The organism is Scytonema hofmannii PCC 7110 (assembly GCF_000346485.2).
GTDB lineage: Bacteria > Cyanobacteriota > Cyanobacteriia > Cyanobacteriales > Nostocaceae > Scytonema > Scytonema hofmannii.
In genome coordinates this window covers 8,791,333-8,808,658 of sequence record NZ_KQ976354.1, presented here as the reverse complement: position 1 = coordinate 8,808,658, position 17,326 = coordinate 8,791,333, and the positions used below count along the sequence as shown (strand labels likewise).

Below are 17,326 nucleotides of genomic sequence, written 5' to 3'. Positions count from 1 at the left end.
ATTTTTTATTTATGTTGAAAAAATAAGTAATTAATGATTATGAAACTAAAACCTCAAATTACAATAGCTGAACATTTTAGAAATATTGACGATCCGAGAATAGAACGCCGAAAACTACACAAATTAATTGATATCATCACAATTTCTATCTGTGCTGTCATTTGTGGAGCAGACACATGGGAAGATATTGAGTTGTTTGGAGAGTCAAAACAAGAATGGTTGAAAAAATTTTTAGAATTACCAAATGGTATTCCGAGTCACGATACAATTGCTTTGAGTCTTCGCCCGCATTAATCCAGAACAATTTCAAAACAGTTTTATATGTTGGATTAAATCTATTAGTAAGTTAACCAATCAAGAGATAATAGCAATTGATGGAAAAACACTTCGTGGTTCTTATGATACGTCGAATGATAAAGCAGCCATACATATGGTTAGCGCTTGGGCGTCTGCTAATTGTCTAGTTTTAGGACAAGTGAAAGTTAATGAAAAATCAAATGAAATTACAGCAATTCCTGAATTATTAAAAGTTTTATGTCTTCATGGCTGCATTGTAACCATAGATGCCATTGGATGTCAGAAAGAAATCGTCAACCAGATTGTGGAACAAGGTGGAGATTACGTTATTGCTTTAAAAAGAAATCAAAATTCATTATATGAACGAGTTGACTCTCTATTTAAATCAGCGATTAGTAACCAATTTCAAGGGTTTGATAAGAGCGAAGTTCGTCAAGATGAATTGGGTCATGGTCGTCAGGAAATTCGACAATGTGTGGTGTTAAGTAATATTCAAGACTTAATAGATCCAGAAAATAAATGGTCAAAACTTACAAGCGTTGGGATGATAAATTCATGGCGGACAGAAAATGAGACAACCACACTAGAAACTCGTTATTTTATTAGTAGTTTACCTAATAATGCTGAATTATTAGCCCAAGGAGTACGTACACATTGGAACATAGAAAATAAGTTGCATTGGGTTCTTGATGTCCAATTTAATGAAGATAGTTCGCGCATCCGAAAAGATAATGCTCCTCAAAATTTGGCAATCATTAGGCATATTGCCCTGAATCTTTTAAATCAAGATAAAACAGTAAAAGCAGGCGTCAAACGGAAACGAAATAAAGCCGGATGGGATAACGAGTATCTGGAAAAAATTTTAGCGGGAATTATGAAATTTTGAATTTTTATGAATTTCTGATTTTTCTGAACAGGGTTAATGCATTCTGTTCTCATCTTTTTGTGAGATTTTATCTTATTTTAGAAGAAAATTATTAAGAGAATTGGGAAAATACAATTGCATTAATAAAAAGTGACTTCTCTCCGATAGCTGAAATCATTTGAAAGCTATATATCTGATGATTCTTATTTTTTAGAAAATTTTAATGCGTTTGCCCTAGCTCCCCACCTCTTTCACGACGTGAGCTATTTGATAACCTTTAGCTAGGGAGTAATTTATTAATCGCTCTGCTTGACGATCTAGGTTATCCTTATTTTCAGCCGAAGAAACCCTAGCATATATGGCAGCTTTATGTAATTTAGCCGCATTCAATTGAGGGTTATAATCAACAATCACAGTCCCTGTGTCTAGTTGCTTTGTGGGGTATGGAATCTTACCTGCTTTAAAGTGTCTCCATGCTGTTTGATAAGATATACCTATTGCCTTTGCGTAATCCGCAAGTTTCATGTCATGTTTAGCCTTGACTTGGTACTACATGACTATATTCTACTATATTATCGATAAAGTTTTATCATACTTGAATTTCTTCTTACCAAATTTACGCTGCTTTTATTTGGATGAACTGGCGAAAACTCCCAACCCATCTCTGTCTGTAGGAGTGATGCGTTTAATAGTCGAGAATAAAAGCCAAGAAAAAACTGGAGAACTAGCTAGACAGTTGATCGGTCAAGCTCAACAAGAACTAACTGATACCACTTTGGAGGAAAAGGTTTTAGAATTTATTAAAGCAGTGGCGATCGATAAATTTGTCAACTTAAGTCGGGAGGAACTTGAAGTGATGCTGAATTTAGATTCCTTGAAAACAAGTAGAGTTTATCAAGAAGGTAAACAGGAAGGTAGAGAAGAAGGTAGAGAAGAAGGTAGAGAAGAAGGTAGAGAAGAAGGTAGAGAAGAAGGTGCGCTATCGACAAAGTTAAAGATGATTCCCAAACTAATAAAGTTAGGGTTAAGCATTGAGCAAATTGCAGACTCCCTAGAAGTGGATGTCGAAACTGTGAGAAAAAATACTCAACAGTAAAACCTGCTTACAGGACAGGCTGTTTATAGGACACTTATATTTAACCAATTGTTTGCTTGATGACTTAGAGAGAAGCACTCACGGAACTAAGAAAGTGAGAAAATATTTTTAACTGTCATTTGTCCGTTGTCATTTGTGTTGTGCTAATGACAAATGACAAATGGCAAATGACAAATTTGGTTAAAAATAATGGCAAAGGCTCGTATTGGAATTATTGGTGGTAGTGGTTTATACAAAATGGATGCACTGAAAGATGTGACAGAAGTACAAGTTCAAACGCCTTTTGGCTCGCCATCTGATGCCTTAATACTGGGGACAGTGGATGCAACTCCAGTAGCATTTTTAGCTCGTCATGGACGCAATCATACGTTGTTACCCTCAGAGTTGCCATTTCGCGCCAATATCTATGCCATGAAGCAACTCGGCGTAGAGTATCTAATTTCTGCTTCAGCCGTTGGTTCTTTAAAGGAAGAAGCTAAACCATTGGATATGGTGGTTCCCGATCAGTTTATCGATAGGACTAAAAATCGAGTTTCGACGTTTTTTGGTGAAGGAATTGTTGCTCACATCGCTTTTGGCGATCCCATTTGTAAGAATTTGGCTAGAGTTTTAGCGAATGCGATCGCTGACTTAAATCTCCCCGATATCACCCTACATCGTGGTGGTACATATGTATGTATGGAAGGACCCGCATTTTCTACAAAGGCGGAATCAAATCTTTATCGTAGCTGGGATGCAACTGTCATTGGGATGACAAATTTGCCAGAAGCAAAACTAGCGAGAGAAGCAGAAATTGCCTATGCAACTCTGGCGCTAGTCACAGATTACGATTGTTGGCATCCAGACCATGACAGCGTGACCGTGGAGATGGTAGTTAGTAATTTACAGAAAAATGCTGTCAATGCCCAAAGGGTTATTCAAGAAACAGTCAAACGTTTGAGCGACAATCCACCGCCTAGCGATGCACACTCAGCTTTGAAGTATGCAATTTTAACTAACTTAGAAAAAGCACCACCAGCGACAAAAGAGAAATTGGAGTTGTTGCTGAAAAAATACAGTGACCAGTAATCAGTGACCAGTGACCAGTGACCAGTGACCAGTAATTTTTTATTCCTTCTTGGCTTAAAAAAATGAGTATGAGAAAAGATAGCTTTTGCCTTACTTACGAAAGAATAGAAGGGTTTTGCTAAAGATTTTCTATTGCGGTCAATTCTGTATTCTGTAAATTTATATACTTAGTACTTATTGTTTTTTCCAAGTCTCTAAAAAGTCTTGGAGCTTAACAAAAATCGCATACAGACTATGAAAATCTCTCGCAAAGCTATCAAAACACTCATTCTTGCTGGGCTGGTTGCAGTCCTAATCGTGTTTGGAACCCCAGCAATTTCTTATAATGCTGAGCCTTACAAGCACGAGCAAGCCAGTATTAATACTAATCTAGCCGCACTTGATGTTAATCATAATGGTTCTGCTAGCAGATATTCCGACAGTATTCGTCTTGCTCGCAGACAAGTAGTGACTGCAAAAGTGAGAAAGAATGTTGTTGATTTGACTTCAGAAGAGAAACATGCATTTGTCAATGCCCTGAAGACACTAAAGCATACCTTTTCAGAAGGTAGTCAGCTGAGTATCTACGACCAATTTGTTGCAGTGCATGTTGCAGCCATGGGTTTAATGTTTGACAGTGCTCGAGGTCCTGCGGCTGGACATGATGGTGCTCATGAAAGTGACCTCTTCTTACCCTGGCATCGTGAGTTTATACACAGATTTGAACAAGCTTTGCGATCGGTAGACGCCAGCGTAACGCTTCCTTACTGGGATTGGACAGATGCTAAAGCTTTGTCAGTTATCTTTCAAGATGACTTTATGGGACCAAATGGTCAAGGGGTAACCATTAGCATACCTTTAGATTTGGGTAACGCTCAAGGAGGTCTACCCACATCTTCAAACAGTTCTCCCAATGGTGCTCCAAATGGCTTTACACCACCGAACAGTTCAAACGGCGGTTCTGGCGCTCCAAATTTGGTAGAGGTTCAAGGGGGACCAGTTTTATCCGGACCTTTCTCCTTAGCAAGCGGATGGGTTTTAAATCCAGACTTGCACTTTAAGCCATCTGGAGAAACATTAGGCAACACAATCTTGCGGTTTTTGCAAGTGCCTCCCACAAATAATTATCCTGTGCCTAAAGAAGATGTAGACCAACTTTTTCCCATTAACGACTATCAAACTTTTCGCCTAACGTTAGAAGGTTTTATTAAACCAAATTCTACAGGACAACCAACACCCGGAGTTTTTCAACATAACTATTTCCATAGCTTTGTTGGTGGGGCTACGTTTGACCCTGCCGTAGGTCGTCCCGAACCTCTAGGTACAATGGCTGACCTGGCTGGTTCTATCAACGATCCCGTCTTTTGGTTGATTCATTCCAATGTCGATCGCCTTTGGGCTGAGTGGCAAGAAAAAGGTCATAGAGGTAGCGCTTATTATCCTGCTTCAGGTAACAAATACGGAGAGAATCTCAATGACCGATTGTGGCCTTGGGATGGAGGTGAATCGACTCCTGCAAACTGGGGTCCGGGAGATTTATTATCTCTACTGCCTAGTTTTTCTTCAGATGATATTGTTACACCCGCCAATACTTTGAATTACAAAAAGTATGGCTATACCTACGATACTCTTAAGGTTTCATCACGCCAACTCTCTAAAGGTGGTGTGAAAAAAGTGGCAGGTGTTTGAAAGACTCATAGCAATACTGCAAGGGATGCGATAATTGGGTTGTCAGAACCCCGGTTTCTTCAAGAAACCGGGGTTCTAATTTCCGCTTAAATATTACATTTCTACTCCCCACTCCCTACTCCCTACTCCCCACTCCCTACTCCCTACTCCCTATTTTCAACTCAAACTACTTGATAAATGAAACTTAAACTTGCCCATTGATTCACATCCAACACATAAGAATCAGAGGCTGTACCATTCATCTCAGTGGCTGCACTGGCATTGTGTAAATCTTGCAGCACGGCTTGTACAACTTCTAGAGGATTCATTGCAGGCTGAATGCGTTGCTGTTCTGCTTTTGGGTTTTTGGCAGTTTCTAACGCAGCAAGAGTTTGAGTAAAGGGTGCAGTGCTAAAAATGAGTTGGGTTTCAGCTAAAGACGCTGGTGCTTGTACAACCCATTCAAAACCGGAAGTTGTTTGCGGGAAAACACGGGTTTCTCCTGGAGGAATCACTAAATTAACAAGCTGTGGTTGACCCTCTGCAGCTTCAGTTTCAATCATTTTATACCAAGGAAATAACGCGATCGCTGTTTTACTACTATTTAGCCCCAACAGCATTAAATAGACTGAGCGATCGCTTGTGTTCTCCACTCGATACTGTATCCGATTACCAATCGTCACGGTGGGTATATCCCCAGTTTCGGGGCTAAATGTCTTTTTACTTGATGCTTCTGTATTTTGAGTTCGCAATGTTTCTCGTTGCATTAACGTTCGCGGTGCTAGAGTGCCAAGCATCTCCAATGTTGCTTTCACACCCAAAAGTGATGAACCCTCATTTGTTGTAAGTCGCCATAGTTTTGCAGCTAGAAGGGTTTGCAGTTTTGGTACTAAGCGCAGGGCTGCGACTTTTACAGCTTCTCCCACTTCTCCAAAGGTACTGGGGATTTGTTCTCCACCCAGAGAAAACAAACCATAGCGACTGAGAGAGACTACTGTTGAATTTGTTGCACCTGATTCTTTACTCTTGGATTCTGGCAGTTTTCCAAATACGTAGTCAGCGAGTTGTTCTCCCGCTACTACAGTCGATAAGCGAGAAACTGTTGAAAAAGCACTTGTCGCATCGACTCTTTCTATTCTTTCGAGTTTGGTGTCAAGAGCAACTGTTAAACCTACATTCTTAGGTAGCACCCGCACTGCTTCTTGAATGAGTTGCCCAACTTTTGGTTCGCTCTCAATATTGACAATTTGTGCTTTTGCCATTAAACCAGTTCGCGATCGCAATACGAGTTGGGAGTTTGGTATTGACGGAACGAGAGTCAGGCGGGAATTAGCTCCCAAGTATTCCAATACGTTTAAAGGTAAGCCTCCCAACCAAAGCTGAAGAGTTTTCCCATCCTCTTCAATTCCCATCACTACTCCAGACGCCCCCAAGTTCGAGTCTGGAAGAAAATGATTGGCAACGAATGCACGTGCTTGTGGATTGTTTTTATCAGTTTTATCAGCTAGTATTGCAGGCTGCTGTTTGGTACTACCTAACTGCTGTAAAGTACCTGCCACATGAGAGATGCAAACCTGAACTGTTGTTGCTGGGGTAGTTTCCCACAGATATTGTGTTAAGGCGTATGTAAATAATCCCGCACTAAACCCAGATAATTGTATCTCTCGTGCCAATTGTTTGGAATGAGAGGTTGCTGTGAGTACAACACCGGGCGAGGGCGCAGACACCTTCTCCTTCAGTTGTTTTTGTAACTGAACTTCCTCTTCTACCACAACAGTATCTACTGAAACCGGACGGGCGCGAGTTCTTAGCCCTGTTGGTAACGATGTTTGGGGAACGTAGTAACTTGTATCCAAGACTGCTGTTGCGCGATGTGTGGGTAGCGATCGCACTAATAACAGCAATGTGTCTTCTAATAAATAGTTGACATTTTTATTATCTTGTGTATATTCTTTTTCCGTAACGGTAACCAGAGCGTTTTGCAAGGTATCTTGCGAAGTTTCCAACTGAATGCGACTGCCATAACCGCTAAAGTGAAATACAACCGCATCATCGGGCTGAACTTGCTTAACGAGATGTTCTGAAAAAGCTAGCTCAATGTCTTCCCTGGTTGCTTTAGCGTCCGTTAAGCAGAGAATATCTGACGGTTGAAAACCAAAGCGGTGAATCAACAGTTCCTTTTGGAGTTCTACATCTGTCAAACAACCTGTTAGTGATGAAAATTGTGGGTACTGATTAATGCCTACCAATAATGCCAACTTGTGCGGTCTTGGTTGTGCCAAAGCTTGAGAATAGCGGTTTCCCAAAGTCAACCACTCGTTGTCAGTGACACCCACGATCGCGAGTATGGAGCCAATCCTTTGTAAAAACGTCCGCCGCTTCATCTAAAAACTCCTGAGAGTGTGGAAACCGTGTGGCTTTAGCCCACGGAGGAAACACGACTCAGCCTGATTTATCAGGCGTCGCTCTCCAAGAACTGTAAGCGCAAAACTTACAATCTTTGGACAGCGCATTTTGAGTCAATCGCTTACCAGTAGCAAGCGCGTGGAGCGAAATCGTTTTTCTATTGGGATCTTTCTTGGTAGGAAATTCTTGCCAACCCCCAACATAACAAAACCCATATTTGGGATGTTTGATGATTGACCCTCGCTTGAAACCATCGCTGATTGTCCCACCATAGCGAGGTCGCATATGTCCCGCTTGATGCTGCAACCTATGCAATTGACGACGATGGAATTCTAAAGGTATAACTTCGATGAGCTTGGTATTATCGGGGTTAACGTGTCCGCCAACAAACCAGTTAGCTAATACCCAAGAGTCAACACAATGCGCGTCAAATTTGTTGGACAGCTTGTTTTTGGATTTCTTCAAACCCAAGTTTTGGCGCATTTCATAAGTTTCTGCACCTTGTTTAATCTCTAAATGAGCTAATTGTTCTATTTCGGAATAAAACCATTTTTTCCCGACCTCTAATGGACTAAACATTGAATTCCATTTACGTGCCTTTTTCCAAGTTTTGGCTTTGATATCTTCAACCACGAAAACCGATACCGGAAATATCTGAACTAACCACTTGCAAATCCTCAGCTTCCACTGCCATCGGCTACGTGTTGAGGGTGGTAGTTTTTGTTTGTTAACCAGTCGATTTTTGCGATTTCTGCGGCACGGAGTATGACGATATCTCCTAGCACGCCGCATATTTCGCCTAGTGTCTACGTGGTCTTTTACCCAATCAATGGCATGAGTTTGGATATTCAGGTAGGTATGAGCTTTTGATTTTACCGTGTAACCTTCGCGCTTAGATCCTGGATCTAAGCCCACTGCTATTGGTTGCGTGTTTCTATTTGATGGTTCTTGATTTAGTCGAACACAAAACACTCCTTTTTTAAAGAACGGTGTCGCTTTTCCCGATTTAATCCAACGTTTTGCGCGAGCACAAGTTGTTGGCATTAAAGGACGGTTATTTTTGTCTACTACTGGTACAAACATTACGATAAGTCCTATTGCTAGGTATATATATCCCTTCGACACTGACTGCTAGAGAAGGTAAAAACTAGGGAAGCATTTCTAACGTCTTGTGGGCTACTACGCCCAAGCAGTTCAGTTTTTTGTCCTAACGTGAATGGTTAGCGTCTAGACTCTGGTTTAGTCTCGCATTCAGGATTGGTGAATCTCCCTGTTGCAAGCCCCTGAATTCTATTCGGGGGTCAGTGACAATTAGCTATCAGCCCTCAGTCCGTCCGCCCTTTTAGTTTGCCAGATGCTTGCACAAAAAAACTTTCAGTTTAGCACTGGATTCAGTATCAGCTTAAGGGCTGAGGTCTGTAGTGTAAAGTAAAAGTTTATACTTGATTCTTTGTACCGAATGTGCCTTAGACTGGTAATGGCACTTGCATTGCCCTTGCCAATTCTGCTGCCACTTCTGGACGAGAAAATTCTGGTGGGGGTAACTCTCCCCGACGCAGCATTTCCCTCACTTTTGTTCCCGATAAGTGAATGCGCTCCTCAGGGCTACTTGGACTTGTTTTACTTGTCGCCATTTGCTGGGTGCGCGTGCAGTAGAAAGCGTGTTCAAACTTCATTGGTACGATGCCCAATTCTTCTGGTTGAAACTCATCAAAAATGTATTGAGCATCATAAGTACCGTAGTAGTTTCCTACTCCAGCATGATCCCGACCCACGATGAAGTGAGTACAGCCATAGTTTTTGCGAATTAAGGCATGAAAAATTGCTTCTCTAGGCCCAGCATAGCGCATTGCAGAAGGATTAATTGCCAGAATGACTCTATCTTTAGGGTAGTATCCATCTAGCAAAATTTCATAGCAGCGCATCCGCACATCAGCCGGAATATCATCCTCTTTTGTTGCGCCTACTAAGGGGTGCAAAAACAAACCATCCACAATTTCTAGAGCGCACTTTTGGATGTACTCGTGAGCGCGGTGGATGGGGTTACGAGTTTGGAACCCAACGATAGTTTTCCAACCCTTTTCCCCAAACATTTGCCGCGATGTTACGGGATCGATTTGATATTTGGGAAAGAAAGGATGGGGATCGCGTTGTAGCAACAACACATCACCTGCAAGGTGTATTGGTTCTTGATTGTACAACACCTGTACGCCAGGATGGTTGGAATCGTCAGTACGGTAAACGTTAATCGCTTCGCGACTTTTATCGTAGCTGTACTTCTGTGTGAGTTCTAAAACACCGATATACTCACCTGCAGAATTATCTAAGCGAATGAATCCGCCTTCCTTTAAAGAAGCAGCGACTTCCTCTTCTACAGATAGCGTTACGGGAATTGCCCAAACACTACCGTTAGCCAACCGCATTTCTGTAACAACGCGATTGTAATCTTCCTGGTTCATAAAACCAGTGAGTGGACTAAAACCACCAATTGCTATCATTTGGAGATCGGAAACCGCCCGTTCATCCAGTTGCACTCGCGGTAGAAAGTCAGCTTTTGAGAGAAATTCTTGCCTTTGTTCGGGTGTAGCGATGCGATTCACCAACTGCCCGCCATGCGGCGCAATAGCATCAAGATGATAACTCAAGGTTGTGCCTTCTGTGTGATAACTACATTTTTTTTTAGCTATTTAATTAAGTTACCAAATCTTGAGCACTAGTTAAGTGTTAGGGGTTAGGGATTAGAGGTTAGGGATGAGCGGTTAGTGGTCACGGGTCGTCTATAATATATAAGTAAAGCTAGGTTCGTGCTAAACTCATGGACAGTCTAAACATTAAAGAAGAAGCTCGAAAGTTGATAGATAGATTGCCAGAAAACTGCACATGGGACGACTTGATGTACGAGATTTATGTTAGGCAAGTAGTTGAAGCTGGACTTGCTGACAGTAAAGCTGGTAGAGTTACATCTGTGCAAGACGTTCGGGCAAAATTTGGAATACGAGAGTGAAAGTTTTTTGGACTGATACAGCCGTAGAAAATCTGTCTGCTATTTATGCTTACGTTTCACAAAACTCACCACAGTATGCGGCTAGAGTAGTTGACCGAATTATCCGCGCCGTGCAAGCCCCTGGATGCGCGACATGGGGGTAAGGCGCGGGCGATTTTAATCGCAGTCAAGTATGTTAAAATTTAATCAAACAGGTTTTTAAAACCCTACCCCCGGACTGGGGGAAAGTCATACCTCGGAAGATATCGATCCTTGATGGGTGGAGTCCAGGAACCAAGCCTACGGGAATCACCGCCACGTGCGGGAAACTCCAACAGTCGGGTATGCAAGAAATACGGCTGAAACTCTTGCAGAATCCCCTTACCTTTAGGTATGGGGAGCGTCAACCATCTGGTACGGTTACGCCCTATGGGATTTTTTTACCCCTATTAGGGATTTCCAAGAAATAAATTACCCAATCTTGTGGTACGGGCGTCCTCGCCCGTCCTATATTATTGGCGGGCTAGAAGCCCGCACCACAAGAAATTTTGGGAGACTTTTTTATTTGGAAGTCCCTAATTAGGGCTTGCTGAAAAAGTCAGAAAACAGCAAGATAAGAATTGATTAGTTACTCAACAAGGGTCTAATATAAGCAGATGCTATCTATGATTTAAGGACTGATTATTTTCAATAATAGTAAATGGGGAAAAAGGTGTAGTTTTAAAAAATAGACATAAAAAAGCATAAAATAGCCGCGAGAGCTGAGTAGAAAGATTCATCACTAAAAAAGTAATAGCAATTGCAGTTTCAGAAGTATGAGCAAGTTTCGTCATCACGCGATTGAGGCTAAATCTTCTTTTCCCCTGTCCAAATTTTCCCTCAATACAATTACGAATTCTCTCAGATTCTAAATCTTGTTTCTTTTTTTCTTTACTAACATTAGCTGGGGGTCTTCCTAAAGGAGGTCCGCTCATTATAATACCTCTTTCTTTACACCAAGCTCGGTTCTCTCTTGTGCGATAAATTTTATCAACATGAACAGATTCTGGATAGTACCCTGTGTAATTTTTAAAGGCTTCTACTTGAGCTTTTAAGTCTCCTGATTCATTAAAATTATCCCAACTTATATGGTCTAAAAATATATATCCTTCAAAGCAACTAGCAGACAATTTTGCCCCAAATTCTACCGATTTACCAGCTTTCCCTCGGACAATTGGACGGATATGTGGTTGGGTTAAACTGACAATGCGGTCGTCAATACTCTGTTTTTTATTTTCATACAACCAGAGTTGTTGACGGTAGACTTCTGCAACTACAAGCAACATCTTATATTGTCTGTGACTTAAATCTTCCAGAGAGGCTCCTGAAATAATTAGCTGTTCAATATGAGATAAGTTTCTTTTGATATATTGAAGTTGTTTTCTAATTGCTTTTCTCCTGTCTTTTTGGGAAACGCGACGTTTTTTAGCGACTGCTAGATAATCCTTTCTAGCCCTCTCTCTATAGGTTCTTGGTTTTTTCTCTAATTGACCCAAAGTCTGTTCGTAAAGTAAGTCTATAATTTTCTCTGTCTGTTTTCTTGCTTGATTGAGTAGCTCTAAATCTGTCGGATAGCTGATATCACCCGGAGCACAAGTTGCATCTATTATTAATTTTCCCCGATTTTTGGGTGTCTCACCTTCTTCTTCTGGTGATTCTGTTTTTTTTTCAGATAGTTTAGAAGATGTTGCTTCTAGCATCTTCTTCACCATTTCTTGATTCACTTTGTTAACAAGCTCCACACTAATTCTTTCCCGAAAATGTACCAACATTGATGCATCAAATGGAGCTTCATTACTATAATATGACATTCCTATAAAGTACTGTAGATAAGGATTTTCTTTAATTTGCTCTACTGTTTCTCTATCGCTTATCCCCAACTTTTCTTTGATTATTAATGCCCCTAATGCCATCCGAAAAGATTTGGCAGGTGCTCCCATCTCTACTGAGAAAAATGAAGAATATTCTTCTTCAAATTCTGTCCAAGGAATGAAAGCAGCCATCATTACCCAACGATTATCTTCTGATAACTTGCCCTCGAACGGGAGTTCAAAGTTTTCAGTTGGGATTGAAGTTTGTCCCTGTTTTCGGTACATGGTTACTAACAGCATACTTGATGCTGCCGATCGCAGTGATGCAAGCATTTTTGGCTATTCTACCCTCCTCTCTTGCACCTGAATATACTTCTATAGTCTGAGAATTTAGAGACTGTCTCCTTTTTTTCTTTTTCAGCAAGCCCTAATTAAAAGTACAACTAACCACTAACCATGTACGGGCGCAATGCCTTGCGCCTCTACTAACTACTAACCACTCTAATTAAATTGCTCAATAATTCCGCCACCTAAAACCTTTTCTCCGTCATACCATACTGCTGCTTGTCCGGGGGTAATGCTGAATTGGGGTTCGTCAAATACTATGCGGACGCGAGAGTTTTCTAGAGGAATGACTGTAACTGGTACGGGTGTTGACCGATAGCGGACTTGTGCTTCAGCTCCAATGGGGCTGGATGCTTCGGCTATGGATACCCAATTAACTTGACCTACCGTGCATTCTGGCTGAGTTGCTTTTGTACGATCGCCTACAACCACGCGGTTATTCACTGCATCTAGAGATATGACATACAGTGGTTCGGCGGCTGCGATCCCCAAGCCTTTTCGCTGTCCGATTGTGTAGTGATGGACACCTTCGTGCTGTCCCACAACTTTCCCTGTGGTATCTATAATATCCCCTTTTTTGGGCGCAAGATACTTGTCAAGAAATGCTCGCATTGAACCGTTACTTTCTACCAAGCATAGGTCTTGACTTTCTGGCTTATCAGCAGTTTTCAAACCATGTTCTGCGGCAATGCGACGGGTATCCGCTTTGAGCATTTCACCAAGAGGGAACACGGAACCTGATAGTAAATTTTGTGACAAGTCATACAGAAAATAGGACTGGTCTTTATTGCGATCAACAGCTCGCAACAGTTGGTAACGCCCTGTTGCTTCATCGTACTGAATGCGGGCATAATGACCCGTAGCAATGTGATCGCATCCCAAATTTTCGCGAGCGTACCGCAACATTGGACCGAACTTCACTGTTTTATTGCACTGCGAGCAAGGTAAAGGTGTGATCCCCGCGCTGTAACCAGTTACCAAGAAATCGACAATATTTGTTTGAAAGACATCCCGAATATCAACAACGTGATGGGGAACGCCTAGCTGTTCGCAAATGTAAGCCGCGTCTATCATACCCTCAGAGCAACACTGACCCTTTCCTTTCATTAACCAAAGGGTCAGACCAATCACTTCATAGCCCTGATTGTGCAGAATGGCTGCAGCGGTGGAACTATCAACGCCACCAGAAAGACCTACTACGACTTTGTTCATACTCCGTTATATTTTGCGATCGCTAGTGACCGCTTCCTAAGAAATACAGTTTGGCACTCTGTGTCAAACTTTGTAAGCTTTACCCATGATATGCAAAGCGGTAATTTAAGCGTACCAAATTTGACGCTTTCTTGCCCACCTGACTCAAGGATAAAGTGTGAAGGATAAAAGATAAAATGTGAAATATTGTACCGATAAGGGGATGGATCGCTTAAATTTCGACTAATTCAATTGTTTCCGCTTACGAGACACGGTAAACTTACCAAAAAACATTTTATTTTTCATACTTTATACTTCCAACTTTTTGCGTGTTAGTTACCAATAAATATGTCAAAAAACATACTAAACAGGAACACAACATTTTTGAGCATTAACTGTCTGTTTTTACTTTTAGGAGGATGGGTAGTAGTGCTGATGCCATTGACTTCTGCAAATGGTCAATACGAAACATTACCTCCCCCTCCACCTTTTGAAAGCTATCAAGAAGACAGCGCACCTCAGAGACTAGATTGGGACTACCGAGATAATAGAGAGTGCTATCGTATATTGGTGGATAGAAGTAACGGGCTAAGTCGAGTCCGGCGAGTAGTACGCGACGCTTTCTTTTATAGGGATGCCATTCAAGCAGGGTATGAGTGTGGAGAATATCGTATGCAAAGGCTAGCTAACAGGCTAGTATCCAATGGTTTAAGAGGCGTTAGAGCTATCCAGATTTCAAATGGACAGATTGTCGGTGACAGACCTTACCCAGATAGACCCTATCCAGACAGACCCTTCCCTGGTAGTAAATGCAGAGTTTATGGTGATAAATGTTACTATGTAGTCGTTCCTGCTATTTCCCAAGACTTGCGCGATCTTGAAAAACGGATTAAAGGATTAGTCAGGTATGGAGAATATGTGGAAGCCAGAAATGAGCCACGGGGCGAACACGTGAGAGTTGGACCTTTTAAAGAGCGATCGCAAGCAGAAAGTTTAAACAGCTATCTCCGAAATCGGGCTTTATCGAATGCCAGAGTTTATTATGGCAAATAACAATTTTGGATTTTGCATTAATCTAAAATCTAGAATCTAAAATCCAAAATTTATGAATAGACAAGAACTTATTTCACAGGTAGTCGTCACCGCACAACAAATGCGGGAGATCGAAGGACGTATTTTTGCCGGGGGAATGCCTGTAGCAGCTTTGATGGAAAAAGTAGCGGGATTAATTGCCAATCGCATCCAAAGAGAATTGGCAGAAACTAATACCTATTCCCCTCCCACTCCCCACCTCCTCCCCCACTCCCCACTCACCACTCCCTACTCCCCTTCTCCCCGCGTTGGAATTCTCGTCGGTCCCGGTCACAATGGCGGTGATGCTTTAGTTGTTGCTCGTGAGTTGTACTTTCGCGGTTATGAAGTTAGCATTTATTGTCCTTTCTCCAAACTTAAAGAATTAACTTCCCAACACTTACAGTACGCTCAAAGTATAGGTATTCCTTCTTACCAATCAATTGAGCAACTGGCGGATTGTCACCTATACGTTGATGGGTTGTTTGGATTTGGCTTGGAAAGAGCAATCTCCGATCCTATTGCTACAGCTATTAACCAGCTAAATGAATGGCATAAACCAGCGATCTCCATCGATCTACCTTCAGGATTGCATACAGATACTGGGGAAGTTTTGGGAACTGCGGTACGTGCGACCCATACACTTTGTTTAGGTTTATGGAAGCTTGGTTTATTGCAAGACCATGCTTTAGACTATGTTGGCAAAGCAGAATTAATAGATTTTGATATCCCCTTGGCTGACATACACGCCATACTAGGTAAATTACTAAGTATAAAACGTATCGCCAGAACAACTGCGCTTTCCACTCTCCCTTTACCCCGTCCACCAGTCACCCACAAATACAAGGAAGGACATCTACTACTTATTTGTGGTTCGCGTCGCTATTCTGGAGGAGCATTACTCACTGGGTTAGGAGCAAGAGCAAGTGGTGTCGGGATGCTTTCCATTGCTGTACCAGAATCTCTCAAGTCTATAATGGTGGCACAGTTACCAGAAGCACTGATTATTGGTTGTCCGGAAACTGAGTCAGGAGCGCTCGCGCAACTTCAGCTACCAGAAAATACTGACCTCAGTAAATTTAATGCTATTGCTTGCGGTCCTGGTTTAACAAGAGATGCTAGCCCAATTTTACAAGAAGTTCTAGACAGTACAGTCCCGCTAGTTCTAGATGCCGATGGCTTAAATATCTTAGCCGATATGGGAACTATTCCTACATTACAAAAGCGACAAGCACCTACAGTACTCACTCCCCATGCTGGTGAATTTAAGCGATTATTTCCCAATATTTCCGATCCCAATAAAGATAGAGTGAAGGCAGTCAGAGAAGCAGCCGAACAAAGTACTGCAGTCGTGTTGTTGAAAGGAGCAAGAACTGCGATCGCCACTCCTCAAGGTATAGTTTGGCTTAATCCCGAAAGTACCCCAGCTTTAGCACGAGGAGGTAGTGGGGATGTACTAACCGGTTTACTAGGTGGATTGCTAGCTCAAGCTTCTTCTAAAAACATTCCCATAGAAGATATTACTGCAACTGCAGCTTGGTGGCACTCTCAAGCAGCGATTCTAGCAGCACAAGAGCGAACAGAGCTAGGCGTAGATGCACATACACTTACACAGTATTTATTACAAGTACTGCGTTAAGAAGTCATATTACGTTTGTAGTTGCGCTTTAGCGCATGCATCTCAACTACAAACTAATCATCTCATACCTGTAACGATTTGTATGGAAATTCATATCAAGAGAATTCATGTTGGGTTTCGTTCCTCAACCCAACCTACAGATATCATAAATCCCAGATTTTTCAACACGCTCAAAACTTGATATAAATCATTTCCAGGATTAAAAATATCGAAAAGCTTGGATAAAGCATATTGAGGGTTTGTTCCTTTTACTAATTTAATAAATCGAAAATTAGCACCATTTGTAATTAATCCAAAGGTTGGTTTATCTGAATGCGAATCAGCCAGCATATAAGCTAGTAGCTGTGCTCTTGCTGCATCAAGAGAGAAATGTGCTTGCTTAGACTCAATCGCTGCTATCCACATCTGTTCAAATAAAACTAAGACATCAATGTCTCCTTTGACAATGACTCCTTCATCTTCAGCAGAAATTTCTATAGATTTTTCCGATCTAATATGAAAAGGAGGTAAATAAAAGCCAGCTAATTCTAACAGAGGAGATAACGCCACCATTTTGACAGTATTCTCCAGCATAGGAGGATATCGGAGCATGTTGGCATAACTTGCTTTAACTCCGTCAAGTCGCTGCTTTTCTATTTCTGTAATTTCTGGCAAATTATCTTGCCATTCCCGGAAAAATTGCTCATCCTCAACTAGCTGAAGTGCTACCTTTAAGCCTCACATCTCTCACGAGATTATGAAACTACAACATCCTGGGTTAAGGACTCAATAGACAGTTGTGTTCCCTTAACCTGGAAGGCGGTAGCCTGCAAAGCAGCCAACATAATGTTAACTGCGCCTACCCAATCCCTGGGAGCCGTAAACTTAC

The 17,326-nt window shown here is 41.6% G+C and carries 14 protein-coding genes and 1 pseudogene; 8 read left to right on the top strand and 7 right to left on the bottom strand.

Annotation, left to right across the window (positions count from 1 at the left end; translation table 11 throughout):
• The first annotated feature begins 39 nt into the window (after window positions 1-39).
• A pseudogene (locus WA1_RS37295) lies at window positions 40-1,183 on the top strand (ISAs1 family transposase).
• A 213-nt stretch (window positions 1,184-1,396) separates the two neighbouring features.
• On the opposite strand, the gene WA1_RS37290 reads toward WA1_RS37295, so the two are convergent.
• Window positions 1,397-1,687: a recombinase family protein gene (locus tag WA1_RS37290; protein WP_017749296.1), complete on the bottom strand. Its 291-nt coding sequence runs from the start codon at window positions 1,685-1,687 to the stop codon at window positions 1,397-1,399.
• Between WA1_RS37290 and WA1_RS53840 the strand changes: the two genes are divergently transcribed.
• The 3 genes from WA1_RS53840 to WA1_RS37275 all read left to right on the top strand — a co-directional run bounded on the left by WA1_RS53840 (window position 1,686) and on the right by WA1_RS37275 (window position 4,994).
• Window positions 1,686-2,258 carry a DUF2887 domain-containing protein gene (locus tag WA1_RS53840; protein WP_017749295.1) on the top strand — a complete coding sequence of 191 codons (573 nt, stop codon included), beginning with the start codon at window positions 1,686-1,688 and terminating at the stop codon, window positions 2,256-2,258. The two genes, WA1_RS37290 and WA1_RS53840, sit on opposite strands and share 2 nt — an antisense overlap.
• 189 nt (window positions 2,259-2,447) lie before the next feature.
• Complete coding sequence (locus tag WA1_RS37280; protein WP_017749294.1) at window positions 2,448-3,326, top strand: S-methyl-5'-thioadenosine phosphorylase; 879 nt, start codon at window positions 2,448-2,450, stop codon at window positions 3,324-3,326.
• A 234-nt stretch (window positions 3,327-3,560) separates the two neighbouring features.
• Complete coding sequence (locus tag WA1_RS37275) at window positions 3,561-4,994, top strand: tyrosinase family protein (protein ID WP_017749293.1); 1,434 nt, start codon at window positions 3,561-3,563, stop codon at window positions 4,992-4,994.
• A 161-nt stretch (window positions 4,995-5,155) separates the two neighbouring features.
• Here WA1_RS37275 and WA1_RS37270 read toward each other — a convergent pair whose 3' ends face one another.
• The 3 genes from WA1_RS37270 to sat all read right to left on the bottom strand — a co-directional run bounded on the left by WA1_RS37270 (window position 5,156) and on the right by sat (window position 10,024).
• A complete protein-coding gene (locus WA1_RS37270; RefSeq protein WP_017749292.1) occupies window positions 5,156-7,357 on the bottom strand; it encodes a caspase family protein in 2,202 nt (733 codons plus the stop codon).
• Window positions 7,358-7,415: 58 nt separating this feature from the next.
• Window positions 7,416-8,462, bottom strand: coding sequence for an RRXRR domain-containing protein (locus WA1_RS37265; RefSeq protein ID WP_017749291.1), 1,047 nt, complete (start codon window positions 8,460-8,462; stop codon window positions 7,416-7,418).
• 383 nt (window positions 8,463-8,845) lie between these two features.
• Window positions 8,846-10,024, bottom strand: coding sequence for a sulfate adenylyltransferase (gene sat, locus WA1_RS37260; protein ID WP_017749290.1), 1,179 nt, complete (start codon window positions 10,022-10,024; stop codon window positions 8,846-8,848).
• A 170-nt stretch (window positions 10,025-10,194) separates the two neighbouring features.
• On the opposite strand from sat, the gene WA1_RS37255 reads away from it, so the two are divergent.
• Both WA1_RS37255 and WA1_RS53835 read left to right on the top strand, forming a co-directional pair.
• Window positions 10,195-10,383 carry a hypothetical protein gene (locus WA1_RS37255; RefSeq protein ID WP_017749289.1) on the top strand — a complete coding sequence of 63 codons (189 nt, stop codon included), beginning with the start codon at window positions 10,195-10,197 and terminating at the stop codon, window positions 10,381-10,383.
• Window positions 10,380-10,526 carry a type II toxin-antitoxin system RelE/ParE family toxin gene (locus tag WA1_RS53835; RefSeq protein ID WP_272819316.1) on the top strand — a complete coding sequence of 49 codons (147 nt, stop codon included), beginning with the start codon at window positions 10,380-10,382 and terminating at the stop codon, window positions 10,524-10,526. The genes WA1_RS37255 and WA1_RS53835 overlap by 4 nt, the downstream gene beginning before the upstream one ends.
• Window positions 10,527-11,021: 495 nt before the next feature.
• Here the strand turns inward: WA1_RS53835 and WA1_RS37250 are convergent, their stop codons facing one another.
• Window positions 11,022-12,497 carry an IS5 family transposase gene (locus WA1_RS37250; RefSeq protein ID WP_026135401.1) on the bottom strand — a complete coding sequence of 492 codons (1,476 nt, stop codon included), beginning with the start codon at window positions 12,495-12,497 and terminating at the stop codon, window positions 11,022-11,024.
• A 216-nt stretch (window positions 12,498-12,713) separates the two neighbouring features.
• Window positions 12,714-13,769, bottom strand: a complete 1,056-nt coding sequence (gene mnmA / locus WA1_RS37245; RefSeq protein ID WP_017750158.1) for a tRNA 2-thiouridine(34) synthase MnmA — start codon at window positions 13,767-13,769, stop codon at window positions 12,714-12,716.
• Window positions 13,770-14,132: 363 nt separating this feature from the next.
• Here mnmA and WA1_RS37240 point away from each other — a divergent pair, with 363 nt between their 5' ends.
• Window positions 14,133-14,801 carry a hypothetical protein gene (locus WA1_RS37240; protein ID WP_148662850.1) on the top strand — a complete coding sequence of 223 codons (669 nt, stop codon included), beginning with the start codon at window positions 14,133-14,135 and terminating at the stop codon, window positions 14,799-14,801.
• Between the two features lie 52 nt (window positions 14,802-14,853).
• Entirely contained in the window at window positions 14,854-16,458 is a 1,605-nt protein-coding gene (locus tag WA1_RS37235; protein WP_017750156.1) for a bifunctional ADP-dependent NAD(P)H-hydrate dehydratase/NAD(P)H-hydrate epimerase, read from the top strand.
• A 105-nt stretch (window positions 16,459-16,563) separates the two neighbouring features.
• Here the strand turns inward: WA1_RS37235 and WA1_RS37230 are convergent, their stop codons facing one another.
• Entirely contained in the window at window positions 16,564-17,112 is a 549-nt protein-coding gene (locus tag WA1_RS37230; protein WP_272819315.1) for a restriction endonuclease subunit R, read from the bottom strand.
• Window positions 17,113-17,326: the final 214 nt, after the last annotated feature.